This is a genomic window from Stappia sp. 28M-7, from assembly GCF_014252955.1.
Classification (GTDB): Bacteria; Pseudomonadota; Alphaproteobacteria; order Rhizobiales; family Stappiaceae; genus Stappia.
In genome coordinates, this window is the sequence record NZ_JACMIA010000001.1 from 3,249,282 (window position 1) to 3,274,686 (window position 25,405).

Here is a 25,405-nt window from a genome sequence, read left to right on the forward strand (position 1 = left end):
CGCGGAAGAGGCATGTCTACAATTCCCTTTGTCCCTCCGGTTTGCTAAACGGGCGGCATCTTCCGCTTTCGAGGTTGCAGGCCCCCATGATCCCCAACGACATCGCCATCACTCCCGAGCTCGTCGAGGCCCACGGCCTCAAGCCGGACGAGTACGATCGCATTCTGGCGCTGATCGGGCGGGAGCCGACATTTACCGAGCTCGGCATCTTCTCGGCCATGTGGAACGAGCACTGTTCCTACAAGTCGTCGAAAAAGTGGCTCAAGACCCTGCCGACCACCGGACCCCGCGTCATCCAGGGCCCGGGCGAGAATGCCGGCGTGGTCGACATCGGCGACGGCGAGGTCGTGGTCTTCAAGATGGAAAGCCATAACCACCCCTCCTACATCGAGCCCTACCAGGGCGCTGCGACCGGCGTCGGCGGCATCCTGCGCGACGTCTTCACCATGGGCGCGCGGCCCGTGGCGGCGATGAACGCGCTGCGCTTCGGCGCGCCCGAGCATCCGCGCACGAAGCACCTGGTCTCCGGCGTCGTCGCGGGCGTTGGCGGCTACGGCAACTCCTTCGGTGTCCCAACGGTCGGCGGCGAGGTCGAGTTCCACGCCCGCTACAACGGCAACTGCCTGGTCAACGCCTTTGCCGCCGGCATCGCCCGCGCGGACGGCATCTTCCTGTCCAAGGCCGAGGGCGTCGGCCTGCCGGTCGTCTATCTCGGTGCCAAGACGGGCCGCGACGGCGTCGGCGGCGCCACCATGGCCTCAGCCGAGTTCGACGAGACGATCGAGGAGAAGCGCCCGACCGTGCAGGTCGGCGATCCCTTCACCGAGAAGTGCCTGCTGGAAGCCTGCCTGGAGCTGATGACGACCGGCGCGGTCGTCGCAATCCAGGACATGGGCGCCGCCGGCCTGACCTGCTCGGCCGTGGAAATGGGCGCCAAGGGCAATCTCGGCATCACGCTGGATCTCGACGCGGTGCCGGTGCGCGAGGAGCGCATGACCGCCTACGAGATGATGCTGTCGGAGAGCCAGGAGCGCATGCTCATGGTGCTCAAGCCCGAGAAGGAAGACGAGGCCAAGGCCATCTTCCGCAAGTGGGGGCTGGACTTCGCCATCGTCGGCATCACCACCGACACGCTGCGCTTCATCGTCAACCACCAGGGCGAGACCGTCGCCGACCTGCCGATCAAGGAGCTGGGCGACGAGGCGCCGGAATACGACCGTCCGTGGGTCGAAAGCCCCAAGCGCGAGGTGCTGGCCGCCAGCGTCATTGCCGAGCCGGACGACTATGCCGCCGCCCTCCTGACGCTGATCGGCAATGCCAACGGCGCCTCGCGCCGCTGGGTCTACGAGCAGTACGACACCCTGGTGCAGGGCAACACGCTTGCCTCCCCGGGAGGCGATGCCGGCATCATCCGCGTCGGCACCGAGGGCAAGGCGCTGGCCTTCACCGTCGACGTGACCCCGCGCTACGTGGAGGCGGATCCCTTCGAGGGCGGCAAGCAGGCCATCGCCGAATGCTGGCGCAACCTGACGGCCGTCGGCGCCGAGCCGCTGGCCGCGACCGACAACCTGAACTTCGGCAATCCGGAGCGGCCCGAGATCATGGGTCAGCTGGTCGGGGCCATCAAGGGCATCGGCGAAGCCTGCCGCGAACTCGACTTCCCGATCGTCTCGGGCAACGTCTCGCTCTACAACGAGACCAGCGGCGAGGGAATCCTGCCGACCCCGGCCATCGGCGGCGTCGGCCTTCTGCCGGACCTTTCCCGCCGCGCGGCCGCCGCCTTTGCCAACGAGGGCGACGTGGTCGCGGTGATCGGCGGCCATGGCACGCATCTGGGCCAGAGCGCCTATCTGCGCGACATCCTGGGCCGCGAGGAAGGTGCGCCGCCCACGGTGGACCTTGCCGCCGAGCGCCGCCGCGGCGACTTCGTGCGCGATCTGATCCGCGCCGGGCGCGTCACCGCCGTCCACGACATCTCCTCCGGCGGTCTTGCCGTGGCGCTGGCCGAGATGGCCATGGCGGGCGACAAGGGTGCGCGGGTCAAGGTGCCCGCCCCGGCCCATGCCGCGCTCTTCGGCGAGGACCAGGGCCGCTACGTGCTGACCTTCAACACCGATGAGGCCGCCTCGGTGCTGGAGGATGCGCTCGACGCGGGGCTCGAGATCGTCGAGATCGGCCAGGTCGAGGGCAGCGATTTGACGGTTGAGGACATTCTCACCATATCCGTTGCAAAGCTGCGCGAGACCCACGAGACTTGGTTCCCGCACTACATGACGGGCGCCTGAGCGCCCGTCCTCGAACTTTGAGGGTATCGGGGCGGGCCGCCGGCATAGGCCGCCCCGGAGAGGGAAGGACGGAACGCATGGCAATGCAGGCGCGCGAGATCGAGGCTCTCATCAAGGAAGCCTTGCCCGATGCGCAGGTCGAAATCCGCGATCTTGCCGGTGACGGCGACCATTACGCCGCGGTGGTGATCTCCTCGGCATTCCAGGGCAAGACGCGGGTCCAGCAACACCAGATGGTCTACCAGGCGCTCAAGGGCAACATGGGCGGGGAGCTGCACGCGCTCGCCCTGCAGACCAGCGCTCCCGAGTAATCCGCAACAGGACACCGGGCATTCCACGGTCGCCGGACCTTGACCCGGCAGAACGAAAGGACAGTGACATGAGCATTCAGCAGTGGATCAAGAACGAGGTCGACACCAACGACGTCGTGCTGTTCATGAAGGGCACTCCGACCTTCCCGCAGTGCGGGTTCTCCGGTCAGGTCGTACAGATCCTCGATTACGTCGGCGTGCCCTACAAGGGCATCAACGTGCTGGAGGACGACGAGCTGCGCCAGGGGATCAAGGAGTTCTCCCAGTGGCCGACCATTCCCCAGCTCTACGTGAAGGGCGAGTTCCTCGGCGGCTGCGACATCGTGCGCGAGATGTTCCAGAACCAGGAACTGCAGTCGCATTTCGCTGAAAAGGGCATCTCGACCCGTCAGTCCGCCTGATCAAACAGGTTAATAAAGAGTTAATAAAGGGCGGATCGAAGTCGATCCGCCCTTTCTTTTTGCAAAAATTGTCAGCTAGGCAAATTTTGCCGAATCACTCACGATGAATGCCAGATGAACACGCATTTCAGGCTAGGATCAGTGAGAGGGTGCTAGTCCTCGGTTGAACAGGGGTTCCCGTCACCGAAAGGAACGACAGATGCGCATCGCAAAGCTTGCCGTTGCCGGTATCGCCCTCAGCCTGGGTCTCGGTCTTGCGACCATGGCGCAGGAATCGGATGCAGGCCTGCGCCGTATCTCCTGCGTGAACCTCACCGTCTTCGCCCCGTCAGCCAACGGCCTCAGCGACGCCGACACCTGCCGCGCCCATGGGGGCGTTGCGGCAAAGGGTGCCGCCGAAGCCTCCGCAGCTCTCGTCATCCTGGTGCGCAACCAGCCCGCCGGGTCCGACCACGGCCTGACCACCGCCAGCAACGGATCGTAGCCGCTTCCCCGCAGTTCAGCCCGATCCGTATTTGCGTGCAGCGTCGAGGGCGAGACCCGCCCCGACGCTGCCGAACACGTCGCCCTGCACCACCCTTGCGCCCGGCAGCAAGCCGGTCAGCCGCTCCCGCACAAAGGGCACCGACGCCGAGCCGCCGGTCAGGAACACCGAGGAGATATCCCCGGCCGCAACGCCCGCCTGTGCCAAGCACCCCGACAACGCCCCTTCCACGCCCGCAACCGCCTGGCTGATCGCCTCGATCAGATCGGACCGCGACACGTCCACATCGAGCGCGCCGCCACGCAGCGGGAACGCAAGCCGGTAGAGCTCCTCGTGCGACAGCGCGATCTTGGCGGCCTCCACCGCGCCGGCCAGCGCATGGCCCTGCCGCTCCGACACCACCGACATCAGCCGGTCGACCAGCTCCGGCCGGGCCGCATCCTGCCGCAGGTCCTTCAGCCGCGTGTCGATCTGCGGGGCGTAGAGGAAGTTGATCCGGTGCCAGGTGGCGAGCTCGAAATAGGCCCAGTTCGGCAGGTCGCGGCGCGGGTCGCGCGAGGGCGTGCCGTAGCCGAGTTCCGGCATCACCCGGGCAAGGCTGAGCAGCCGGTCGAAATCCGTGCCGCCGATGTGAATGCCGGTGCTGGCGAGAATGTCCTCGCGCCGATCCGTCTTCGCCCGCCGCTCCGGCGACACGCGCACCACCGCAAAATCCGAGGTACCGCCGCCAAGGTCGACGATCACCGCCAGCTCCTCGCGCGTCACCGCGCGCTCATAGTCGAGCGCGGCGGCGATCGGCTCGAACTGGAAGGCGACGGAGGTAAACCCGACCTTGCGGGCAATGGCCTCCAGCTCCGCCTCGGCCCGCTTGTCGGCCTCGTCGTTCTCGTCGACGAAGCGCACGGGACGGCCGAGCACCACCTCCTCGAAGGCATGGCCGGCGGCCTGCTCGGCCCGGTGCTTCACCTGCGCCAGGTAGAGACCGATGATCTCGCCGAAGGTCCAGCGCTGCGCCCGGATCGTCGTCTTCTCGGACATGGTGCTGGAGCCGAGCACGCTTTTCAGCGCCCGCATCAGGCGTCCCTCGATGCCTTCCACATAGGTGGAGACCGCATCGCGCCCGAAGCGCACATGCGCATCCTCGAAGGAGAAGAAGATCGTGCTCGGCAGCACGACGCTGTCCCCCTCCAGCGGCAACAGCCGCGCCGTGCCGTCCCCCTGGAGGAGCGAGGCGGTGGAGTTGGAGGTGCCGAAGTCGATGCCGCAAGGGCGAAGGCTGGTCATGGTCGGTTCCGGGTCGTGTCGTGTCGCGCCGCGACGGACGCAAAAGAAAGCCGCGGCCGGGAGGCGGTCCTCCCGGCGCGGGCAGCGGTCTGGAAGGATCGATTATTCGGCGGCGAACAGCGTCCGCGTCATGGCAAGGCCGGCAGCGCAGGGCTCCTCCGCCTCGCCGCCGGGCGCTGCCGCATCGGCGGCACCAGGACGTATACCGGCGAAATCGAACAGCTGGATGTCATGCAGATGCGAGGGACGAACCTGCGTCAGCGCCTTGGCCATGGTGGCAAGGCGGCCGGGGCTCTCCTGCTCCCAGCCCTGCAGCATGCGCTTGACCTCAGCACGCTGCAGCCCGTCCTGGCTGCCGCACAGGTCGCACGGGATGATCGGGAACTCCATCGCGCGGGCAAAGCGCGCGATGTCGTCCTCCGCGCAGGCGATCAGCGGCCGCAGGACCATCAGGTCGCCCTCGTCATTGACCAGCTTCGCCGGCATGGACGACAGCCGCCCGCCGTGGAAGAGGTTCATGAACAGGGTCTCCAGCGCATCCTCGCGGTGATGGCCCAGCACCACCGCCTGACACCCCTCCTCCCGCGCCGTGCGGTAGAGCAGGCCCCGGCGCAGCCGCGAACAGAGCGAGCAATAGGTGCGCCCTTCCGGGATCTTCGAGGTGACGATGGAATAGGTGTCCTGCCGCACGATCCGGTGCGGGATACCGTTTTCGCTCAGGAACTGAGGCAGGATATGCGAGGGGAAGCCCGGCTGGCCCTGGTCGAGATTGCAGGCGAGCAGATCCACCGGCAGCAGCCCGCGCCACTGCAGCTCCAGCAGGACGGCCAGCAGCGTGTAGCTGTCCTTGCCGCCCGACAGGCAGACGAGCCAGCGCGGCCGCTCGCCGCTCGCCTCCACCATGGCGTGGCGGGCGATGGTCTCGCGCGTCTCGCGCAGCAGCCGCTTGCGCAGCTTCTTGAAGCCGACCGAGGACGGCGCGTTGCGATAGAGCGCGGGAACGTCGCTCTCCACACTGTCGGCAAGGTCGTTCATGGCTCGCGAGCGCCCCGGCTGGCTGTCAGAAAGGTGTCGATGATCCCGCTGGAATAGCGCCTTGCGCCCTCCGCGCCAAGCGGAAAGCCGCGACGGCTCTCTCCAACCGCGCCTCAGGCTTCGCCGGCGGGCAGAGCCACACTCTCGTCGCCGAGGGTCTGGTTGCGGCCCGACGCCTTGGCCGCGAACAGCGCGGCATCGGCACGGCTGCGCACCGTGTCCACGCTCTTGCCGCCGCGATTGTCGGCCATGCCGATGGACACGGTAATGGTGCCGAGGATCCGCCCGGCATGGGAGAGCGTCAGCGTTGCCATGCGCGTGCGGATGTGCTCGGCGATCCGGTAAGCCTCCTCCTTCGAGACCTTCGGCAGCAGCACCGCGAACTCCTCGCCGCCGAAGCGATAGCACACGCCCCGGTCGCTGACGATGTCGGTGAGAATGCCGCCCACGGTCTGCAGCACCGTGTCGCCCGCATCGTGACCGAACTCGTCGTTGAACCGCTTGAAGTGGTCGATATCGATCACGAAGCAGGTCAGCTCCGGCTCCCCCTCCTCGCGCGCCCAGCACGCCAGCGCCTCGTCGAGGGACCGGCGGTTGAGCAGGCCGGTCAGCGGATCGCGCACCGCCAGCCGGGTCAAGCGCTCGCGCAGCTGCAGGTTGGCCACCGCCAGCGCGACGTTTTCGCCGATCATGCCGAGATAGGCCTGATACTCGCGGATCGTCCCCGGATTGCCCGACACGTCGGCAAAGGACAGCAGGCCGAGCGTGTCGCCATGGGCGCTCAAGGGAATGCACAGGATCGAGTCGGATGCCTTCGCCAGATGCCGGCACTCCACGTCATCATGCTTGCTGGTGCTGTGATGCGGCTGGCCGCGGCGCAGGCCCCAGCACTCTTCCGGGCTGAAGTTCGCCGCCATCTCGTCCGGCAGCTGCCAGGCCCCCAGCCGGGACAATTCGGTGTTGGCTTCATTGCGCACGAACAGGGCGCCGCCGAGCTCGGGGAAGATCTGCGGCGAGAACCGCCCCACCACCTCGGCGATCTCCGGCACCCTCTGGCAGGCCTGCATCCGGTGCATCATCTGCAGGATCAGGTCCTTCATCTTCAGGTCGCGGCGACGCTCGGCGTCGAGCCGCTCGCGCTCCAGTCCGTTTTCCCGGAAGACACGGATCGCCGAGGTCAGCTCGCCGATCTCGTCGCTGCGCCCGTCATGCGGCACCTCGACGGCGAAGTCCTGGGTCGCCAGCCGCTTGACGATGCCGGTCATCTGGGTGAGCGGCACGGAGACCCTCCGCCGCAGCACGAAATAGAGCACGGCGAGGAACACCACCGCCGTAAGCGCAAGGAGAACGCGGGCGATCATGCCCAGCCAGTCGGCCCAGATCTGCGCCCGCTGAAGCTCGAGGCCGGTGCGCTGGTCCACCATGGTGCGGAAGCGCTCCACATCGCCGACCAGGCGCACATGCTGGCTGTAGTGCTCGTCGCCGAACAAGGCATCGCGCGCAGCCTGCACGTTGCCCGAGCGGTAGGTCTCGACGGCGGTTGTCTCGATCTCCTCCAGCCGATCGACGGTCGCCGCGATCCGCTCCAGCAGCTCCAATTCCTCGCCGCTCGCCCCGAGGCTTCCGGCGTGGCGCGCCAGCGCCTCGAACCGGTGCTCCTCTTCGTTCACCCGCTCGAAGACCGCCAGATGCGCCGGATCGTCCCGCATCACGTAAAGCCGCGCCTCGTCGGTGCGCAACTCGGCGTCGACCTCCAGCTGCGCGCCGAGATCGTTCAGCGCCATGTGCACTTCCACCGAGCGCCGCTCGGCCGCGGCCATGCGGTCGGACACGATGAAGGCAATTCCGGACAGGGCAGTGAGCAGGAGCGTCACCGCATAGGCCAGATTGGTGATGGTGCTGATCTTCATGGGACGTACCGGGAGGCTGGCGACACGGGATCTCGCCATAGCACCAGCAGTCTAACCGAAAAACCGCCGATCGCCCCCCAAGGGCCGTTCCTGGCGATTTCGGCAGCAATCGGAAGCTTTTTTCGCCGCGAGCGGCAGAACGATCACAGGCCGGAGCGGCACGGCGCTCCGGCCTGTCGATCTCAAGAGGCGGGAACGTAGCGCCAGGCGCCGTCCTTGGCCTCCGCCCGGCCGACGCCCGGCCAGGGCAGGTGGTAGCCGATGAGCAACAGCTCGTCGGTCGCCGCCCGGTCGAGCAGCTGCTTGCGCGTTGCCGCCGCAACCTCCGGCAGCTGGTCGGTGCTCGGCTGCCAGTCGGGCCGCGCGAAGGACACCGCCGGATGCGTCAGCGCATCGCCCAGCACCAGCAGCTGCTGTCCGCCATCCTCCACCAGAACCGACATGTGGCCCGGCGTGTGGCCCGGCGTCGCGATCATCGTCACACCCGATACGACGGCGTGGTCCGCACCGACGCGCTCGGTCTTTTCCGCCACCGCACCGAGATTGCGCTGCGCGCCGAGCGCGAAGGAATGCAGCTCTTCCGGATTGCCGGAGATGAAATCCGGATCCATCCAGAAATCCCATTCCGCCGCGCCGATCAGATAGCGGGCATTGGGGAAGCGCTCGCTCTCGTCGAAATCGTCGATGATTCCCCACACGTGATCGGGATGCCCATGGGTCAACACCACATGCGTCACCGCCTCGCGGTCGATCCCGGCCTCGTCGAAGCTGTCGGCGAGCTGGCCGGCGGTCTCGAAGAAGTTCATCCCCGCGCCCGTATCGACCAGCACCAGGGCATCGCCCCGGCGGATCAGCGTGATGTTGAGCGCGCTGGCCCGTGTATTCGGATCATCGCCATTCGCCTGCAGGAAGGCAGAGCGCTCGGCCTCCGGCACGTTGGAAGCAACCGTCGAGGCCGGCAGCGACAGCCCGCCGTCGCTGAGCACGATGATCTCGCTGTCGCCGAGCTGGAAGGAATGCGCCTTCGGCTCCGCCCGGGCGCGTGTGGCGGCCATTGGAACAGCCAGCCCTGCGCCGGTCAGAATCAGTCCGGTGCGAAGCGTTGCCGGCGCGGCCAGTCCGCCGCCCAGAAATGCACGTCTTGAAAAGCTCACGGCGCATCCTCCCATTTTTCGACATCATATTCGAACCAAGGAATATGAAAAGCCGAAAGCGGATGCGGATGCGGATGCCGGGAGTGATGGAGAAGGGAATCACCCCGCGCGGAAAACACTGGGCGTAAAAACAAAGGGGCGCGCCGATGGCGCGCCCCTCAAAGGCCTGGCGGTCCTTGTCAAAAAATCAACGCGAGTAGAACTCGACGATGAGGTTCGGCTCCATCTGAACCGGGTACGGCACGTCGCTCAGCGTCGGGACGCGCGAGAAGGTCGCGGTCATCTTGCTGTGGTCGGCGGTGACGTAGTCCGGCACATCGCGCTCCGCCAGCTGGACTGACTCGAGCACGGTGACGAGCTGACGCGACTTCTCGCGAACCTCGATCAGGTCGCCCGGGTTGCAACGGTAGCTCGCGATGTTGACGCGGCGGCCGTTGACCTTGACGTGACCGTGGTTGATGAACTGGCGGGCGGCGAAGACGGTCGGAACGAACTTCGCGCGGTAGATCACCGCGTCGAGACGGCGCTCGAGCAGGCCGATCAGGTTCTCCGAGGTGTCACCCTTCATCCGCGAGGCTTCCACGTAGATCTTGTGGAACTGCTTCTCGGAGATGTTGCCGTAGTAGCCCTTGAGCTTCTGCTTGGCGCGCAGCTGCACGCCGAAGTCGGAGAGCTTGCCCTTGCGGCGCTGGCCGTGCTGGCCCGGGCCGTACTCGCGGCGGTTGGCCGGAGACTTCGGACGACCCCAGATGTTTTCGCCCATCCGGCGGTCAATCTTGTACTTTACACCATGGCGCTTCGACATGCGCGGTTCCCTCGTTGTGTTTGCATTCTTGCAAGGAAACGCGACCTCCTCTCCTCATTTCCCGTAATTGGAAAATCAGGCGACAGGATCCCCGGCCAACAGCGCCGGCGCGGGGCTCCACGGTAGCGTGAAATGCAAAGCGGGCCGACTGGGCCCGCAAAGCGAGAGGATGCCTACTCCAAAGCCGTCTTCGAGTCAAACGCTCGATGCCGCCTCCTGGCCGGAAATCGCCAGCGTTTCCGCCGAAAGCAGCTCCAGCACCGCAGACAGGTCGCGGCCCGAGGTGGCAAGCGCCCGCGCCGGCGCGCCAGCGCCCCCCTCGCCGGTCGCCGCCCCGCTGGCGAGCAGAACGTCGCGCAGGCGCCGGGCGATGGCGGGCGCCGGATCGAGCCAGTCCACCGGCCACGGCGCGATCTGCGCCATGCGCGGCGCCAGCAGCGGGAAATGCGTGCAGGCAAGCACCACCACATCGGTGCGCCGGCCGTTCTTTTCCACGAAACAGGGAGCGATCTCGGCCGCCAGAACCGCCGGATCGAGATGCCCGCGCAGCAAGGCCTCCTCGGCAAGGCCGGCAAGCTGCCGCGCCCCCACCAAAGTGATCGCAACATCCGGCGCGAAGCGGTGGATCAGGTCGAACGTGTAGTCGCGCGTGACCGTGCCAGGCGTTGCCAGCACGCTGACGAGGCCCGAGCGCGTGCGCTCCGCCGCCGGCTTGATCGCCGGCACGGTGCCGACGACGGGTATGTCGAGAGCAGCCCGCAAGGGCGGCAGGACCAGGGTCGAGGCCGTGTTGCAGGCAATGACCACCGCCGCCGGGCGCAGCTCGCCGGCAAGCCGTGTCACCACATCGGTGCAGTGGAGGGTGAGCGCCTCGGCCTGCCAGGCGCCATAGGGAAAGCCGGCATCGTCCGCCGCATAGACCAGCGGCAGGCCCGGCATCAGCCGCCGGATCTCGCGGGCGACCGTGATGCCGCCGATGCCGCTGTCGAAAACGAGGACCGGAGCCGGTTCCGCCATGCCTTCCCCCGGATCAGGACACGGGCGGGCCAATTTGCCCGCGCCGTCAGCCCCGCGGGCGGGTCGAGCGGCCTTCGAGCGCCGCCACCACCCCGCGCAGGGTCTTCACTTCCTGATCGGTGAGTGAGGCTTTTTGAAGGATGTTGCGCAGGTTGCGGACGATCGACGGGCGCTTCTCCACCGGGCGGAAGAAGTTCACCGTGTCGAGCGCGCCTTCCAGATGCTCGAACAGGCGCACGAGGTCTTCCTTGCTGGCCGGGGGGTTCTGCTCCTCGTCGAGACGGAAGGGCAGCGCCCCGTCATTCGCCTTCAGCCGCCACTCGTAGGCGCAGACCAGGACGGCCTGTGCGATGTTCAGCGAGGCGAAGTCCGGGTCGACCGGCAGGGTGACGATCTCGTCGGCAAGCGCCACCTCGTCGTTGTTGAGGCCCCAGCGCTCGCGGCCGAAGAGATAGCCGGTGCGGGTGCCGCTTGCGCCGAGCCGGGTCGTCGTCACGGCCGCCTCGTCGGGCCCGCGCACCGGCTTGGCGATCTCGCGCGAGCGCGCCGTGGTGGCGAAGACGAAGCCGAGATCGGCAATCGCCGCCTCGACGCTGTCGAACACCTGCACGGCCTCGATCACGTGGTCGGCGCGGCTGGCCGCCGCCCGTGCCTTCTCGCTCGGCCAGCCGTCGCGCGGATTGACCAGGCGCAGGTCGCGCAGGCCGAAATTGGCCATGGCGCGGGCAGCCGTGCCGATGTTCTCGCCGAGCTGCGGCTCGCACAGGATGATGCAGGGCGGGGGCAGGTCGAGGACCCTGGCCGCCGGGTCGATGGTGGCGTTGCGTGTCATGGCGCGCGAGATATCCCAGATTGTCCGGCTTTTCCAGCGCTTGCCGGCCCTCCTCCGCCGGCAAGGGCAAAAATTCCGTCGAAGCCTCCCCCCGCTTGCGATAACGTCACACTTTCGGAGCGAAAATGCCCGCCGGCAGGGCTCTCGCACGCGCCCCGCCCCCGCATCTTCCCGCGCTCCGCCGACGGCAGGGCCATGCCCCGCCTCTTTTTGCGCATCCCACGACAGGATCCCGCCATGACCGACGCCCCCTCCCTGCCCATCACCGAAGCCGTCCGCCAGAAGTGGGGCTGGTTCCTCGCCCTCGGGATCGTGCTTCTCATCGGCGGCATGCTGATGATCGCGCTGCCGCTCGCCAGCTCCATCGCCGTGACACTGGTCATCGCCATCGTCTTCGCCATCGCCGGCGCGGTGCAGATCTGGCACGCCTTTTCCGTTCCCGGCTGGGGCGGCTTCATCTGGAACATCGCGACCGGCGCCATCGCGCTGGCCGGCGGCATCGCCGTCTATGTCAATCCGATGGTGGGCGCGGCCGCGCTGACGCTGGTCGTCGCCGCGATCCTGCTCGCGCAGGGCATTGCCCAGGTGCTGCTGGCGCTGAAGGTCCGTCCGCATGACGGCTGGGGCTGGGTGATGTTCGCCGGCATCATCTCGGTGCTCGCCGGCCTGTGCATCTGGTTCGAGTTCCCCTCCTCCGCCGTCTGGGTGCTCGGACTGCTCGCCGGCGTCTCCGTGCTGATCAACGGCTGGAGCTTCATCGCGATTGCGCTCGCCGCACGCACGATCGGCAAGCGCCTCTCGTCCTGAGACGGCAGAGGCCGGAACCAGACGGAACGAAGTGAGATGAGGACCGGGAGGTCGCCGACAAGCCGCCAAGAGCGGTTATTCGGCGGCCTCCACCATGTTCGGCAGGCGCGCCACGCCGGGCATGAAGTCGATGCGGAACTCCGAGCCGCGACCCGGCTCGCTCACCGCATCGATGTCCCAGCCGTGGCGGCGGGCAATCGCCTGGCAGATGGCAAGGCCCATGCCGGTGCCGGCATAGCGGTCGCGAGAATGCAGCCGGCGGAAGGGTTCGAACACCTGCGCCTTGTGCTGCATGTCGAAGCCGATGCCATTGTCGCGGATGACGATGCCGGCGGTCGCCCCGTTGCCGAGCCGTTCTGCCAGCACCTCAACGACCGGCGGCCGGTCGGGATGACTGAACTTGATGGCATTGCCGATCAGGTTCTGGAACAGCTGCTCCAGGAATACCGCATCGCCCGAGAGCACCGCATCGGGGTGATGCAGCACGACCTGAGCCCCGTTCTCGCGGATCAGCTCGGACAGGCTGTCGCGGACGCGCTCGACCAGCTGCTCCAGAGGCACCGCTTCATGCGACAGTTCGCGATCGGAGGCCGCCGAATAGTTCAGCAGGTTGGAGATCAGCGTCTTCGCCCGCCCGGCCGAGGCCTTCATCACATTGGCCGCGTAATCGATGGTCTCGCGGTCCTTGTTGGCGACGCCCTCCAGCAGCAGGTCGCTGAACACGGTGATCTTGCGCACCGGCTCCTTGAGGTCGTGCGAGGCGAGATTGTTGAACTGGGTCAGCCGCTCATTGGCGGCAAGAAGGTCGGCATTGGCCTGCGCCAATTCGCTGGTGCGCTCGGCCACGCGCTTCTCCAGCTGCGTCTGCAGCCGCATCAGCCGGCTGCGGTCGCGCAGCAGCAGCAACCCCATGGACACACCGGCAACCAGCAGGCCGACGATCAGCGCCAGCACCAGGTCCACCGTGCGCTTCAGCGCCGCCCGCTGGCGCGAGGCGGCATCAAGCTGCAGGCGGTAAACGGCGGAGCGGAACGAATCGATGGTCGCCTGCAGACCGAGGAAGTCGCTGCGCAGCTTGCGCGCGGCCAGGACATCACCCGCGGCGATGGACGGCATCAGGGGATCGGCGGCGCGCAGCACCGCCTCCAGCTCGCCCATCAACGGCACCGAGCCGTTGACCCGCACCAGCTCATGACCTGCCTCGCCCTCGTCGAGCCGCATGGCACGGCTCCACAGGATGTCGAACCGCGAGGTCACTTCCTGGCTGTTGAGCGCGCCGCCGTCATGGACGATCATCTTGTTGAGCGCGTGCATCAGGTCCTGATACTCGACCCCCAGCTGGGCCGTGTACCAGATCAGGCTCTGACGGTATTCGGAGCGGTCCTCGCTGTTCTGGCGATTGAGCGTCGAGACCACGAAGAAAAGCGACGCGCTGATGATGGTGACCCCGATCATCAGAAACACGTAAAGCGTCCGCACCCATCTTGCGCTGAGATCCATGGCCGCCGTCTCGCTCCCGTCTCGCTCGCCCGCGCATGACGCAGGGCCAGTCGTGAAGCTTACAGCCGGGAAACAGGCGAGGAAAGGCTGATTTCAACCAGAACTATCGAGATCGTGAATCCACTACTATGATTTCGCGGATCTGCCAGATCGCACGGGAGTAGTAGAGCTCCTGGCGCAGCTCGTCGTGACCCGACCAGGGATAGATCAGCCAGAGCGGCCCGCGGTCGCGGATGCTCATGTCCTTGCCGTCCACCCGCATGGCCAGAATCACGTCATAGCCGGCCGCGTCGGAAATCGGGATCTCGACCCGGTAGTTGTTGAGCGCCACCGCCTCGATCCGGTCGCCCTGCGCGCCCACCCGCTCCAGCAGGTCGCGAAGCAGCGGTCCTTCGAACAGGGTTTCCTCGGCCATCCAGGGCGTTTCGGTGGTGATCGACTTCATGCCGAGCGCCATCAGCTCACCGCGGGTGAAGCTGACCGGTCCCCCGCCCTCGATCGCCCCGCTCACGACAAGCAGCGTCTGGTCGTGAGCGCGCGCTGCGCCAAGGCCAGGCAGCAGCACGAGGCCGGCCAGGAGCCCGAGCGCCGCGACGAGACGGCTCAGACCCTTGCGGCCGGCAGCGATCCAGCCGTTCCTCGGTCCCTGTATCCGGTCCACTTGCACCGTCACCCTCCGAATCTTTGACAAGGAGATATGCGACGAATAGGCACTTCTCGCAAGCCGTAGAAGGTTGCATCGCTTGATATGGTTTCCAGCCGCACGGCGCACGATTGACGAATGGCTGGCTTTCCGTTTTGCCGGCCCTTTGCTATAGGGGCCGCGCGGTCCCTGCGTCCGGCGGCGCCAACCGGCAACGGCAGGCGCCCGGCAGGGCCGGACGTATCGGCGCATCACACGCGCAAGCCACCCAAGACGCGAGGTCATCTGCACATGGCGAAGATTAAGGTAGTCAATCCGGTCGTCGAACTCGACGGCGACGAGATGACCAGGATCATCTGGCAGTTCATCAAGGACAAGCTGATCCATCCCTATCTCGACATCGACCTGAAGTACTACGACCTTTCGATCGAGAAGCGCGACGAGACGGATGACCAGATCACCGTCGACGCGGCCAATGCCATCAAGAAGTACGGCGTCGGCGTGAAGTGCGCCACGATCACCCCGGACGAGGCCCGCGTCGAGGAATTCAACCTCAAGAAGATGTGGCGTTCGCCGAACGGCACGATCCGCAACATCCTCGGCGGCGTGATCTTCCGCGAGCCGATCATCATGCAGAACGTCCCGCGCCTGGTGCCGGGCTGGACCCAGCCGATCATCGTCGGCCGTCACGCCTTCGGCGACCAGTACCGCGCCACCGACTTCAAGTTCCCGGGCAAGGGCAAGCTGACGGTCAAGTTCGTCGGCGAGGACGGCACCACCATCGAGCACGAAGTGTTCGACGCCCCCTCCTCCGGCGTCGCCATGGCGATGTACAACCTCGACGATTCGATCCGCGATTTTGCCCGCGCTTCGATGAACTACGCCCTGCAGCGCAGCGTGCCGTGCTACCTGTCGACCAAGAACACCATCCTCAAGGCCTATGACGGGCGCTTCAAGGATATCTTCCAGGAAGTGTACGACGCCGAGTTCAAGTCGGCCTTCGAAGCCAAGAAGATCTGGTACGAGCACCGCCTGATCGACGACATGGTCGCCGCCGCGCTGAAGTGGTCGGGCGGCTACGTCTGGGCCTGCAAGAACTACGACGGCGACGTCCAGTCCGACATCGTTGCCCAGGGCTTCGGCTCGCTTGGCCTCATGACCTCGGTCCTGATGACGCCGGACGGCCAGACTGTGGAAGCGGAAGCCGCCCACGGCACCGTGACCCGTCACTACCGCCAGCACCAGCGCGGCGAGGAGACCTCGACCAACCCGATCGCGTCGATCTTCGCCTGGACCCGTGGCCTTGCCCACCGTGCCAAGCTCGACGACAACAAGGAGCTGGCGAACTTCGCCGCGACCCTGGAGAAGGTCTGCATCGACACCGTCGAGTCCGGTCACATGACCAAGGACCTGGCGCTGCTCGTCGGCCCGGACCAGAAGTGGCTGACCACCAACGGTTTCCTCGACAAGATCGACGAGAACCTGAAGAAGGCGATGGCTGCCTGAGCAGCCGCCTGACCGGCAGCCCGAACGACGGGCTGCCGGCGACTTCGCGAAAGGCGCCCCTTGCGGGCGTCTTTTTGCATTTTCAGAGGTGTTTTGCCGGGTTGCCCGGCATGCGGACCGCGACGTGAGGCGCCTAACCCGCTAGCATGGCTTCATCATTCCCGTCAGGAGTCCTTGTCCCGATGATTGCTCGCACTCCCTCGCTTGCCCGCCTGGCCGCTGCCATCCTCACCCTCGTCGCCCTTGCCCTTCCCCTCCCCGCCACCGCGCAAGGCGCCTACGAACCGGCCCGCGGCACGCCAGAGCGGGCTGCGCTGATGGATGCGGTCCGGCCGCTGGTCGAGGTGCGCGTCGGCGGTCCGGTGCAGTTCGTGGTGGATCGCCTGCAGGTCTCCGGCGACTGGGCCTTCGCCATTCTCGACCCGCAGCACCCCGGCGGCGCGCAGATCGACCCGGCCAAGACGATCTATGGCGAGGACGCGGAGTACATGGACGGCCTGCGCACCTTCGCTCTTCTAGTGCGCGCCAATGGCCGCTGGAACATCGTCGATTATGCCGTCGGCCCGACCGACGCCTTCTGGGACGGCAACCCGCTCTATCGCAACATCCCGCAAGGTCTGCTGCCGTAAGCGCGACAAGTCCTTGTTTACCAACACGATAAATTGACGTGATATCCGTGGCCCAATCTGCCGGATTGAACCCATCTTCACCTGTGCGCGGCATCTTGTACGAAAGTCGTAGCTGGAGAGGGGAGCAATGACGAAACTCGGATTGCCGGAAAACATCACGGAGATCTGGGACAGGGAGATCGTCCGCGTCACGCACGAACTCCCTGACAACCCGCTGTTCTCGGACGAGGCCCTGACCGAGCTCGTCGCCAACAACCCGGACGCCGTGCGCGAGATCGCCACGATGGACACCAGCGTCGAGGACAAGAGCCGCTGGCGGGCGAGCGACATCTCCCCCGATGACCCGCAGGGCCTGTTCGATGCGGTGCGCAGCGGCGCGCTGTGGGTGAATATCGGCCATGTCGGCGGGCGCGATGCGCGCTACCAGGCGCTGATCGACGACATCATGGACCAGATCGACGCGGCCATACCGGGCCCGGCCAGCTACAGCCGCCAGATCGGCATCCTGATTTCCTCGCCCCGCGCCCGCGTCTACTACCATGCCGACGTGCCGGGCCAGGGGCTGATCCACATCCGCGGCGAAAAGCGCATCTGGCTCTATCCCGGCCACGAACCCTATCTGAAGCCGGAGGAACTGGAGCGCGTGGTGACAGCAGTCACCGCCGAGGAGATCAGCTACGACCCCGCCTACGACGAGGCTGCAACGGTCATCGACCTGACGCCGGGCACCGCCCTGTTCTGGCCGCTGAACTGGCCGCACCGGGTCGTCAATGCCGACAGCCTCAACGTGTCGGCGACGGTGGAGTACCACACGCCGAAGACCCGCCGGCATTTCGCGGTCAACTATGCCAATGGCGTGCTGCGCCATGGCCTTGGCCTGCGGCCGCGTTCGCGCGCCACCAGCGGCGCCGGCTTCTGGGGCAAGGCGGCCTTCGGCTATGCCTGCCGCAAGTCCGGCCTTGCCAAGCGCCTGCTCCAGTCCGCCAAGGGAGGCTGACCCCATGGCGCATGCCGGCCGGCCGGTCGCCCGTCGCTTCGATACCATCCACGATCCCGGCCTCGTCGAGCGATGGACGAGGCTGGAGGAAAGCGGCTGCACGACCGGCTTCCTCAGCCTCGATTTCGCCCGCTCCATGGAGGACGGGCTGACGCCCGAGCGACCGGGCGCGCCGCTTTATATCGCGATCGACGACGGGCAGACGGGCGCCCCCTTGATGATCGTGCCGCTGCTCGCCGACACGGTTTTCGGCGTGCAGCGCCTCGAATTTCTCGACTACGGCATCGTCGACTATCACTTTCCGCTGGTCGATCCGAAGGCCTGCACCGATCCGCAGAGCTTTGCCGCCATGCGCCAGGCCTTCGCCGCCGCGCTGCCGCCGCACGATATCCTGCTGTTTTCCAAAGTGATCCGCGAATATCGCGGCGTGCCGAATCCGCTGTGGACCGACGGCCGGCTCATCGAGATCGGGGAAGGTGCCTCGCGCATCGAGCTCGACCCGGACAGCCTGGAGCGGGCGCAGAGGAACCACTCCGTCTATCCGAAGATGGCAAAGCAGCGCACGCGGCTGGAAAAGCTGCCGGGCTTCGAGATCGTCGAAGCCACGACCGCTTGCGAGATCGACCAGATCCTCGGCGTCATGGCCCGCCAGCGCCGGAAGCGCATGTCGGCCCAGGGCATTCCCGACCTCTTCCAGGATCCGGCGGTCTTCGCCCATTACCGCCGCCTGGCGATGAGCGGATGCAAGGACGGGCGGGTCCTGCTGCTCGGCTTGCGGGTCGGCGACACATGGCTGGCGACCAGCTACTGCCTGTGTCATCAGGGCGTCCTCACGGGCGTCCTGTGCTCGCTCGACGAAGGCCCCTATCGCAAGCACTCGCCCGGCCTGATCGCCACGATCCTCGAGATCGAATGGGGCAGACGCCACGGCTTTGCGCTCTACGACTTCGGCGCTGGCAGCTATGGCTACAAGGACCGCTTCGGCGGCCGCCATCGCGTGATCAAGACGCTCGGCGTTCCCGCGACCCTGCGCGGCGCGGCCTGTCTTGCGGCCTGCCGCGCGCGGATCGCCCTGCGCCTCTGGCTCCGGCACCGGCCCGCCCTCGCCCGGACCGTGCGCCGGGCCAAGAGCCTGATCGCCGCCGCCATCGGCCGCGGCCGGGACGTGCAAAACGGCGTCGGCAGACGCGCCTGGATCCTGCTGCTCGGCTGCCCCCTGTAGCCCCCGGAGAGAACACGCCTTCGCGCCGGACTGCAGCTCAGCGTTTGTCGGGCCCTGCGCCGGAGGCACCATCGTCCGGCCTGGCCTCCTCCGTCTCGCCGCCGCCATTCTCGGCGTCTTGCTCGTCCGGCAGTCCAGCAAAGAGGTCCGGCAGCGTCTCCGTGTCGGCCATCGCATCCGGCGGGGTTTCGCCCGTCTCCGCAAACGCCTCGTCTCCGACGTCCGCGCTCTCTTCGAGAGGCTCCATCTCGGCGGCTTCAGCGATCTCCTCCTCGACGATATCGCCGCGAGGAATATCGTGCCGGCGGCGAACCTCGTCGAGGATGCGGTGGGCCAGGTCCGGCTTGCGGGCCATCAGCGCCCGCAGGTCCTGCGCTTCCAGCACCATCAGCTGCGCATCGCTCATGGCCGTCACCGTGGCCGAGCGCCGCCGCTCGCCCAGAACCGCCATTTCGCCGAAAAAGCCGCCCTCTTCCAGATGGGCGCGGGTCTGGCCCATCGTCACCTCGATGAGGCCCGAGGCGACGAAGAACATGCTGCTGGCGAGATCCCCGCGCCGGCTGATCACCTGGCCGGCCGCCACGGACTGGCCGCGCAGCAGGCGGGCGATCTCCGCGATATCCGCCGCCCGCAGGTCCTGGAACAGCGGTACCCGGGCGACCATGCCCCAGCTCACGGCGAAATCGCGCGAATGGATCTCCCGCGCGAAGGCGGTCGCGACGATGCCGACCGGCAAGGCCAGCAGCCCGTAGCCGAGCAGCATCACCACCCCGCCCAGCATCTTGCCCGCCGGGGTCACCGGAACCACGTCGCCATATCCGACCGTCGTGACCGTGGTCATCGCCCACCAGACCGCGTCGGGAATCGTGCCGAAAGCCTGAGGCTGCACCTCGCGCTCGACCATGTACATGGCGGTCGCCGCCAGCATCACCACGCCGAAGATGATCAGCAGGCTGGCGCCGATGGCGTGGCGCTCCGACAGCAGCGCATTGGCCAGCGAGCGCAGCGCCGGCGAGTAGCGCGCCAGCTTGAAGAAACGGGCGAGCCGCAGGATCACCATCACCTTGAAATCGGCGGGAACGAGAAGGATGCCCATGAGAAAGGGCAGGACCGCCAGCAGGTCGACGATGGCGGCCGGCTGCAGCGCATAGCGCAGCCGCGCCACGGCGGGCGTGTCGTTCCGATAGGGCGGATGCAGGTCCGCCACCCACAATCGGGCGAGATATTCGGCAAGGAAGGCCGCGCCGATCACGAACTCGGCCAGCGCGAAACTGTCGCCCCATTCCGACGACAGCGAGGGAACCGTCTCCAGCGCCACCAAGGCGACGGCCGCCAGAACCAGAAGGATCAGCAGCCGGTCGAACCAGCGCCCCTGACGGTCGCCGGCCGCCCCCAGCTCCAGCCAGCGGTAAAGCCGCCGGTGAAGCCGGGCCACCAGCCCCTTTTGTGCGGGAGCCGCATCGGCGGAACGCCGGCGGTCGGCCGCGACATGCGACGGGTCGCCAGCCTCTTTGGAAAGAGGATCGCGACCCGCTGTCATCGCGTCAGGCCTGGGCCGGCGCTGCATTCTCCAGCGCCTGAGCAATTGCCGTGACTGCCGCCTCGGCCTGGGAGGCATCGGAGCCGCCGGCCTGCGCCATGTCCGGACGGCCGCCGCCGCCACGCCCGCCCAGGACCTCGGAGCCGACCTTCACCAGATCGACCGCGTTGAACCGGTCGGTCAGGTCGCCCGTGACACCGACGACGATCGCCGCCTTGTTGTCTTCCGAGGCGTTGACCAGCACGACGATGCCCGAGCCGATCTGGCCCTTGGCCTCGTCGGCAAGGCCCTTGAGATCCTTGGGGTTCAGCCCTTCGACGATGCGCGCCATCAGCTTGATGCCGCCGATCTCCCGCAGGCCCTTGTCCGCGTCGCCCGCGCCGCCGCCGCCCATGGCGAGCTTCTTGCGCGTGTCGGCAAGTTCACGCTCCAGCCGACGCTTTTCCTCAACCAGCGCGGCAACGCGCTCGGTGACATCCGCCTGGCCCGACTTCAGCACCGAAGCGATCTCGCGCACCCGCGCATCCTGCCCGGCCAGATGACGGCGGGCAGCCGCGCCGGTCAGCGCCTCGATACGGCGCACACCGGAGGCAACGGCGCCCTCGGTCACCAGCGTGACGAGACCGATATCGCCGGTGCGCGACACATGAGTGCCGCCGCACAGTTCCGCCGAGTAGGTCTTGCCGGCCTTGTCGCCGCGCAGCGCCCGGCCCATCGAGACCACGCGAACCTCATCGCCGTATTTCTCGCCGAAGAGCGCCATCGCGCCCTCCTCGATCGCCTCGTCGACGCCCATCAGGCGGGTTTCGACGGGAGCGTTCTGCAGCACGATCTGGTTTGCGATCTCCTCGACCTCGGCCAGTTCCTCCGCCGACATCGGCTTGGGATGGGAGAAGTCGAAGCGCAGCCGCTCCGGGCTCACCAGCGAGCCCTTCTGCGCCACATGGGTGCCGAGGACCTCGCGCAGCGCCTCGTGCACCAGATGGGTCGCCGAGTGGTTGGCGCGGATCGAGCCGCGGCGTGCCGCATCGACCAGGAGTTCCAGCGGCAGGCCGATGGTCACCTTGCCGGAGAGCACGCGCACCTCGTGGACGAAGAGGCCATCCGCCTTCTTCTGGGTGTCGGTGACTTCCAGCTCGACACCGCCCTCGCCGCGCATGCGGCCCGTGTCGCCGACCTGGCCGCCGGACTCGCCGTAGAACGGCGTCTGGTTGAGCACGACGAAACCGGTCTCGCCTTCCTTCAGCTCCATCGCCTCGCCGCCGTCGCGCACCATGGCGGTGACGACGCCCTCGGCGGTCTCGGTGTCGTAGCCGAGGAAATCGGTCGCGCCGCAACGCTCCTTCAGCGTGAACCACACCGTGTCGGTGGCCGCCTCGCCGGAGCCGGACCAGGCGGCACGCGCCTCGGCACGCTGGCGCTCCATCGCGGTGTTGAAGGCCTCGAGATCGACGCTAACGCCGCGTGCGCGCAGCGCGTCCTGCGTCAGATCGAGCGGGAAGCCGTAGGTGTCGTAGAGCTTGAACGCCGTCTCCCCGTCGAACTCGGCGCCCTCGCCAAGGCCGGCGCTGGCATCGTCGAGGAGAGTGAGGCCGCGGGCCAGCGTCTTGCGGAAGCGCCGCTCCTCGAGCTTCAGCGTCTCGGTGATCAGGGCCTCGGCGCGAGTCAGCTCCGGATAGGCCCGGCCCATCTCGCGCACCAGAGTCGGCACCAGGCGCCACATCAGCGGTTCCTCGGCCCCCAGCAGATGCGCATGGCGCATGGCGCGGCGCATAATCCGGCGCAGGACGTAACCGCGGCCCTCATTCGAGGGCAGAACGCCGTCGGCGATCAGGAAGCTGGCGGAACGCAGGTGATCGGCGATGACCCGGTGGCTGGCGCGCTGCGCGCCCTCAGCCTCGACGCCGACCGCGTTTTCCGAGGCCGAGATCAGCGCGCGGAACAGGTCGATGTCGTAGTTGTCATGCACGCCCTGCAGCACGGCGGCAACGCGCTCCAGCCCCATGCCGGTGTCGATGGACGGCCGCGGCAGGTTGATGCGCTCGCCCGGCAGCTGCTCGTACTGCATGAAGACGAGGTTCCAGATCTCGATGAACCGGTCGCCATCCTCTTCCGGCGAGCCCGGAGGACCGCCCCAGATGTGGTCGCCGTGATCGTAGAAGATCTCCGAGCACGGGCCGCAGGGGCCGGTGTCGCCCATCGCCCAGAAATTGTCCGAGGTCGGGATGCGGATGATCTTGTCCTCGGACAGGCCGGCGATCTTCTTCCACAGCGAGAAGGCCTCGTCGTCCTCGGCATAGACCGTCACCAGCAGCCGGTCCTTCGGCAGCGCGAACTCCTTGGTGATCAGGTTCCAAGCGAGCTCGATGGCCCGGTCCTTGAAATAATCGCCGAAGGAGAAATTCCCCAGCATTTCGAAGAAGGTGTGATGGCGAGCGGTGTAGCCGACATTGTCGAGGTCGTTGTGCTTGCCGCCGGCGCGCACGCATTTCTGCGCGGTTGTCGCGCGCTGGTAGTCGCGCTTCTCCAGACCGGTGAAGACGTTCTTGAACGGCACCATGCCCGCATTGGTGAACATCAGGGTCGGGTCGTTGCGCGGCACAAGCGGGCCGGATGCCACGATCTCATGACCGTTGCGCCCGAAATACTCGAGAAAGGCAGACCGGATTTCGTTTACGCCGCTCATCAGGATCCCATCCGTTGCGCCGCGCCTGCCCGCCTGTCCCGCGGTCTTCGAATGGTCCGGAAGGGGGAGCGCGCCTGTCTTCGTTCTTGTGCCCGCTTTTAGCTTTGTGGCGACAGCAAGTCCAGCGCGCGCCTTGCCTGCAACAGCCTCTTGCACCCGCAAAACCGGGCAAATCGCAAGCCGGCCCTGCAAGCCGCCGCCGCTCGACGTTCACGGCGGACGCTGCCCGGTTGCCGCAAGCCCCCTCGCACACACCTGCCCAAAAGCAAACAGCCGCCCGATGGGGCGGCTGCAGCTGGGTCTTACTCGTCGGCGGAGCCGTCGTCCTCGGTTTCCGAGAAGGGATCGGTGATCCGCTCCGCGATCAGGCCGGCATTCTGCCGGATCGCCAGCTCGATCTCTTCGGCCGCCTCCGGATTGTCGCGCAGGAACTGCTTGGCGTTCTCCCGGCCCTGACCCAGCCGCTGGCTGTTGTAGGAGAACCAGGCGCCCGACTTCTCGACGATGCCGCCCTTGACGCCGAGATCGATGAGCTCGCCCATCTTCGACACGCCCTCGCCATAGATGATGTCGAACTCGACCTGACGGAAAGGAGGAGCCAGCTTGTTCTTCACCACCTTGACGCGGGTCTGGTTGCCGACCACCTCATCGCGGTCCTTGATCGCGCCGATGCGGCGGATGTCGAGGCGCACGGAGGCGTAGAACTTAAGGGCGTTGCCGCCGGTCGTCGTCTCGGGCGAACCGAACATCACGCCGATCTTCATGCGGATCTGGTTGATGAAGATGACCATGCACTTGGAGCGCGAGATCGAGGCCGTCAGCTTGCGCAGCGCCTGGCTCATCAACCGCGCCTGCATGCCCGGCAGGCTGTCGCCCATCTCGCCATCGAGCTCGGCCTTCGGCGTCAGCGCGGCGACCGAGTCCACCACCAGCACGTCGATGGCGCCGGAGCGCACCAGCGTGTCGGCAATTTCCAGCGCCTGCTCGCCGGCATCCGGCTGGGAGATCAGCAGGTCGTCGATATTGACGCCGAGCTTGCGCGCATAGATCGGATCGAGCGCGTGCTCCGCGTCGATGAAGGCGCAGATGCCGCCCTTCTTCTGGGCCTCGGCAACGGTGTGCAGGGCCAGCGTCGTCTTGCCCGACGATTCCGGCCCGTAGATCTCGACGATGCGGCCGCGCGGCAGGCCGCCGATGCCCAGCGCAATGTCGAGGCCGAGCGAGCCGGTCGACACGGTCTGGACCTCGACCACCTGGCCCTGGCCCATCTTCATGATGGAGCCCTTGCCGAAGGCGCGTTCGATCTGTGAAAGGGCGGCGTCGAGCGCCTTGTTCTTGTCCATCTGCATGCCTTCGACCAAGCGGAGTGAATTCTGTGCCATGAGGCTGCCATCCTTATTTCACGCCGCGCCCGGCGATTCAAACTGCGCTTTTGTACCATTTTTGTTCTCATTGCGCAATCGAGCATAAGATGCTGAATTAAAACATATATTCAAAACATGTTCCGCTATTGTTCATGAAACAGCTGCCCCGAATGGCAACTGCAGATCACCGAGAATCGGTTGCGCTCACCGGCGACGGGAGTGCGCGCGGCCCCGCACAGCGGCGCGAGCGGGACATATGCCGTACCCGGCAGGCGAACCGGCGAGCCCGCCGCGGAGCAGTCGGACGGCTTCAAACCCAGGTCTGTTCCGCGCCGTTCTCGATGACATGCACGACGCCCTGCGGCTCTTTCAGACGCAGGATCTGCGCATCGTCGAGGCCGAGGCAAATGCCGCGGATGACCTTGCCGATCTGGCCGTGCGCCACGGCGATGGTCGGACGCGAGAGCGTGCCGAGCCAGCGGCTCGCCCGCTCGCGAAGGTCGGCGAGGGTTTCCCCGCCCGGCGCGCCGAAATACCAGTCGTGGTCCGGCTTGCCGGCCATATGCACGGGAAACCGCTCGATCATCTCGGGCTTGGTGAGGCCGCTGAGCTCCCCCAGGTCGATTTCCTTGAGCAGGTCGGTTGCGATCGGCCGGAGGTCGAAATGCTGCCGGATGTTGCCGACCGTCTCCTGCACCCGGCCGATGGGGCTTGCCATCTGGTCGAAGCCGTCTGGCGAACCCAGCTCCCGCGCCAGGATCTCGCCGAGCCGCTGGGCCTGTCGCTGGCCCGTCTGCGTTAGCGAAGAGTTCAGGTGACCCTGGGCGCGACCGGCAAGGTTCCACTCGGTTTCGCCATGGCGCATGAAGACAAGTCGCGGGTGCTGCAAGGGATCGGTCCGCCATCGGTTGGGGCATGGCGCTCGAAAGGCACCGTAGAGGAGCCCCGGCTACCCTTGCTGGTCGGAAAAATCAACGCACGCCGGAGACACAC

At 66.8% G+C, this 25,405-nt stretch carries 22 protein-coding genes; 9 read left to right on the forward strand and 13 right to left on the reverse strand.

Annotated features, from left to right (window positions below; genetic code table 11):
- The first annotated feature begins 86 nt into the window (after positions 1-86).
- The 4 genes from purL (at position 87) to H7H34_RS14585 (ending at position 3,481) form a co-directional block, all read left to right on the forward strand.
- The gene (gene purL, locus H7H34_RS14570) at positions 87-2,285 is read left to right on the forward strand and encodes a phosphoribosylformylglycinamidine synthase subunit PurL (protein WP_185925594.1); all 2,199 of its coding nucleotides are present in this window, start codon (positions 87-89) and stop codon (positions 2,283-2,285) included.
- A 77-nt stretch (positions 2,286-2,362) separates the two neighbouring features.
- On the forward strand, positions 2,363-2,596 hold the full coding sequence (locus tag H7H34_RS14575; protein ID WP_067216905.1) for a BolA family protein: 234 nt from the start codon (positions 2,363-2,365) through the stop codon (positions 2,594-2,596).
- 68 nt (positions 2,597-2,664) lie between these two features.
- The gene (gene grxD / locus H7H34_RS14580; RefSeq protein ID WP_120267311.1) at positions 2,665-2,997 is read left to right on the forward strand and encodes a Grx4 family monothiol glutaredoxin; all 333 of its coding nucleotides are present in this window, start codon (positions 2,665-2,667) and stop codon (positions 2,995-2,997) included.
- 199 nt (positions 2,998-3,196) lie between these two features.
- Positions 3,197-3,481 carry an antitermination protein gene (locus tag H7H34_RS14585; RefSeq protein WP_120267310.1) on the forward strand — a complete coding sequence of 95 codons (285 nt, stop codon included), beginning with the start codon at positions 3,197-3,199 and terminating at the stop codon, positions 3,479-3,481.
- Between the two features lie 15 nt (positions 3,482-3,496).
- Here H7H34_RS14585 and H7H34_RS14590 read toward each other — a convergent pair whose 3' ends face one another.
- From H7H34_RS14590 to H7H34_RS14620, 7 genes are all read right to left on the reverse strand, one after another.
- The gene (locus tag H7H34_RS14590; RefSeq protein WP_185925595.1) at positions 3,497-4,765 is read right to left on the reverse strand and encodes an Hsp70 family protein; all 1,269 of its coding nucleotides are present in this window, start codon (positions 4,763-4,765) and stop codon (positions 3,497-3,499) included.
- Positions 4,766-4,867: 102 nt separating this feature from the next.
- A complete protein-coding gene (gene ttcA / locus H7H34_RS14595; protein WP_067334804.1) occupies positions 4,868-5,800 on the reverse strand; it encodes a tRNA 2-thiocytidine(32) synthetase TtcA in 933 nt (310 codons plus the stop codon).
- A 113-nt stretch (positions 5,801-5,913) separates the two neighbouring features.
- A complete protein-coding gene (locus H7H34_RS14600; protein ID WP_185925596.1) occupies positions 5,914-7,710 on the reverse strand; it encodes a diguanylate cyclase in 1,797 nt (598 codons plus the stop codon).
- Positions 7,711-7,892: 182 nt separating this feature from the next.
- Positions 7,893-8,864, reverse strand: coding sequence for an MBL fold metallo-hydrolase (locus H7H34_RS23470; protein ID WP_185925597.1), 972 nt, complete (start codon positions 8,862-8,864; stop codon positions 7,893-7,895).
- Between the two features lie 187 nt (positions 8,865-9,051).
- Positions 9,052-9,669, reverse strand: a complete 618-nt coding sequence (rpsD, locus tag H7H34_RS14610) for a 30S ribosomal protein S4 (RefSeq protein WP_067216920.1) — start codon at positions 9,667-9,669, stop codon at positions 9,052-9,054.
- Between the two features lie 195 nt (positions 9,670-9,864).
- Positions 9,865-10,686, reverse strand: a complete 822-nt coding sequence (gene murI, locus H7H34_RS14615) for a glutamate racemase (RefSeq protein WP_185925598.1) — start codon at positions 10,684-10,686, stop codon at positions 9,865-9,867.
- 46 nt (positions 10,687-10,732) lie between these two features.
- A complete protein-coding gene (locus H7H34_RS14620) occupies positions 10,733-11,518 on the reverse strand; it encodes an RNA methyltransferase (protein ID WP_185925599.1) in 786 nt (261 codons plus the stop codon).
- Positions 11,519-11,755: 237 nt separating this feature from the next.
- Here H7H34_RS14620 and H7H34_RS14625 point away from each other — a divergent pair, with 237 nt between their 5' ends.
- Entirely contained in the window at positions 11,756-12,325 is a 570-nt protein-coding gene (locus H7H34_RS14625) for an HdeD family acid-resistance protein (RefSeq protein ID WP_120267303.1), read from the forward strand.
- A 75-nt stretch (positions 12,326-12,400) separates the two neighbouring features.
- Here the strand turns inward: H7H34_RS14625 and H7H34_RS14630 are convergent, their stop codons facing one another.
- Both H7H34_RS14630 and H7H34_RS23745 read right to left on the reverse strand, forming a co-directional pair.
- A complete protein-coding gene (locus tag H7H34_RS14630) occupies positions 12,401-13,825 on the reverse strand; it encodes a sensor histidine kinase (RefSeq protein WP_120267302.1) in 1,425 nt (474 codons plus the stop codon).
- Positions 13,826-13,928: 103 nt separating this feature from the next.
- Positions 13,929-14,498 carry a putative pterin-binding protein gene (locus H7H34_RS23745; RefSeq protein ID WP_185925600.1) on the reverse strand — a complete coding sequence of 190 codons (570 nt, stop codon included), beginning with the start codon at positions 14,496-14,498 and terminating at the stop codon, positions 13,929-13,931.
- 261 nt (positions 14,499-14,759) lie between these two features.
- Here H7H34_RS23745 and H7H34_RS14640 point away from each other — a divergent pair, with 261 nt between their 5' ends.
- From H7H34_RS14640 to H7H34_RS14655, 4 genes are all read left to right on the forward strand, one after another.
- The gene (locus tag H7H34_RS14640; RefSeq protein WP_120267300.1) at positions 14,760-15,974 is read left to right on the forward strand and encodes an NADP-dependent isocitrate dehydrogenase; all 1,215 of its coding nucleotides are present in this window, start codon (positions 14,760-14,762) and stop codon (positions 15,972-15,974) included.
- Between the two features lie 182 nt (positions 15,975-16,156).
- A complete protein-coding gene (locus H7H34_RS14645; RefSeq protein WP_185925601.1) occupies positions 16,157-16,603 on the forward strand; it encodes a hypothetical protein in 447 nt (148 codons plus the stop codon).
- Between the two features lie 127 nt (positions 16,604-16,730).
- Entirely contained in the window at positions 16,731-17,600 is an 870-nt protein-coding gene (locus H7H34_RS14650; RefSeq protein WP_185925602.1) for a cupin-like domain-containing protein, read from the forward strand.
- Positions 17,601-17,604: 4 nt separating this feature from the next.
- Positions 17,605-18,822, forward strand: coding sequence for a GNAT family N-acetyltransferase (locus H7H34_RS14655; protein WP_185925603.1), 1,218 nt, complete (start codon positions 17,605-17,607; stop codon positions 18,820-18,822).
- 37 nt (positions 18,823-18,859) lie between these two features.
- Here H7H34_RS14655 and H7H34_RS14660 read toward each other — a convergent pair whose 3' ends face one another.
- The 4 genes from H7H34_RS14660 to H7H34_RS14675 all read right to left on the reverse strand — a co-directional run bounded on the left by H7H34_RS14660 (position 18,860) and on the right by H7H34_RS14675 (position 25,301).
- Positions 18,860-20,257: a cyclic nucleotide-gated ion channel gene (locus H7H34_RS14660; RefSeq protein WP_209006230.1), complete on the reverse strand. Its 1,398-nt coding sequence runs from the start codon at positions 20,255-20,257 to the stop codon at positions 18,860-18,862.
- A gap of 109 nt (positions 20,258-20,366) precedes the next feature.
- Complete coding sequence (gene alaS / locus H7H34_RS14665; protein ID WP_120267296.1) at positions 20,367-23,048, reverse strand: alanine--tRNA ligase; 2,682 nt, start codon at positions 23,046-23,048, stop codon at positions 20,367-20,369.
- A gap of 302 nt (positions 23,049-23,350) precedes the next feature.
- Positions 23,351-24,430: a recombinase RecA gene (recA, locus tag H7H34_RS14670; RefSeq protein WP_120267295.1), complete on the reverse strand. Its 1,080-nt coding sequence runs from the start codon at positions 24,428-24,430 to the stop codon at positions 23,351-23,353.
- A gap of 292 nt (positions 24,431-24,722) precedes the next feature.
- The gene (locus H7H34_RS14675; protein WP_185925605.1) at positions 24,723-25,301 is read right to left on the reverse strand and encodes a histidine phosphatase family protein; all 579 of its coding nucleotides are present in this window, start codon (positions 25,299-25,301) and stop codon (positions 24,723-24,725) included.
- Between the last annotated feature and the right edge of the window lie 104 nt (positions 25,302-25,405).

Bases quoted from the DNA above. Each gene is read 5' to 3' on its own strand.
- rpsD (WP_067216920.1), bottom strand. From the start codon at position 9,669: ATGTCGAAGCGCCATGGTGTAAAGTACAAGATTGACCGCCGGATGGGC.
- H7H34_RS14650 (WP_185925602.1), top strand. From the start codon at position 16,731: ATGACGAAACTCGGATTGCCGGAAAACATCACGGAGATCTGGGACAGG.
- H7H34_RS14655 (WP_185925603.1), top strand. From the start codon at position 17,605: ATGGCGCATGCCGGCCGGCCGGTCGCCCGTCGCTTCGATACCATCCAC.
- H7H34_RS14575 (WP_067216905.1), top strand. From the start codon at position 2,363: ATGGCAATGCAGGCGCGCGAGATCGAGGCTCTCATCAAGGAAGCCTTG.
- H7H34_RS14645 (WP_185925601.1), top strand. From the start codon at position 16,157: ATGATTGCTCGCACTCCCTCGCTTGCCCGCCTGGCCGCTGCCATCCTC.
- murI (WP_185925598.1), bottom strand. From the start codon at position 10,686: ATGGCGGAACCGGCTCCGGTCCTCGTTTTCGACAGCGGCATCGGCGGC.
- grxD (WP_120267311.1), top strand. From the start codon at position 2,665: ATGAGCATTCAGCAGTGGATCAAGAACGAGGTCGACACCAACGACGTC.
- ttcA (WP_067334804.1), bottom strand. From the start codon at position 5,800: ATGAACGACCTTGCCGACAGTGTGGAGAGCGACGTTCCCGCGCTCTAT.
- H7H34_RS14600 (WP_185925596.1), bottom strand. From the start codon at position 7,710: ATGAAGATCAGCACCATCACCAATCTGGCCTATGCGGTGACGCTCCTG.
- H7H34_RS14585 (WP_120267310.1), top strand. From the start codon at position 3,197: ATGCGCATCGCAAAGCTTGCCGTTGCCGGTATCGCCCTCAGCCTGGGT.
- H7H34_RS14630 (WP_120267302.1), bottom strand. From the start codon at position 13,825: ATGGATCTCAGCGCAAGATGGGTGCGGACGCTTTACGTGTTTCTGATG.
- purL (WP_185925594.1), top strand. From the start codon at position 87: ATGATCCCCAACGACATCGCCATCACTCCCGAGCTCGTCGAGGCCCAC.
- recA (WP_120267295.1), bottom strand. From the start codon at position 24,430: ATGGCACAGAATTCACTCCGCTTGGTCGAAGGCATGCAGATGGACAAG.
- H7H34_RS14640 (WP_120267300.1), top strand. From the start codon at position 14,760: ATGGCGAAGATTAAGGTAGTCAATCCGGTCGTCGAACTCGACGGCGAC.
- H7H34_RS14590 (WP_185925595.1), bottom strand. From the start codon at position 4,765: ATGACCAGCCTTCGCCCTTGCGGCATCGACTTCGGCACCTCCAACTCC.
- H7H34_RS14625 (WP_120267303.1), top strand. From the start codon at position 11,756: ATGACCGACGCCCCCTCCCTGCCCATCACCGAAGCCGTCCGCCAGAAG.
- alaS (WP_120267296.1), bottom strand. From the start codon at position 23,048: ATGAGCGGCGTAAACGAAATCCGGTCTGCCTTTCTCGAGTATTTCGGG.
- H7H34_RS14620 (WP_185925599.1), bottom strand. From the start codon at position 11,518: ATGACACGCAACGCCACCATCGACCCGGCGGCCAGGGTCCTCGACCTG.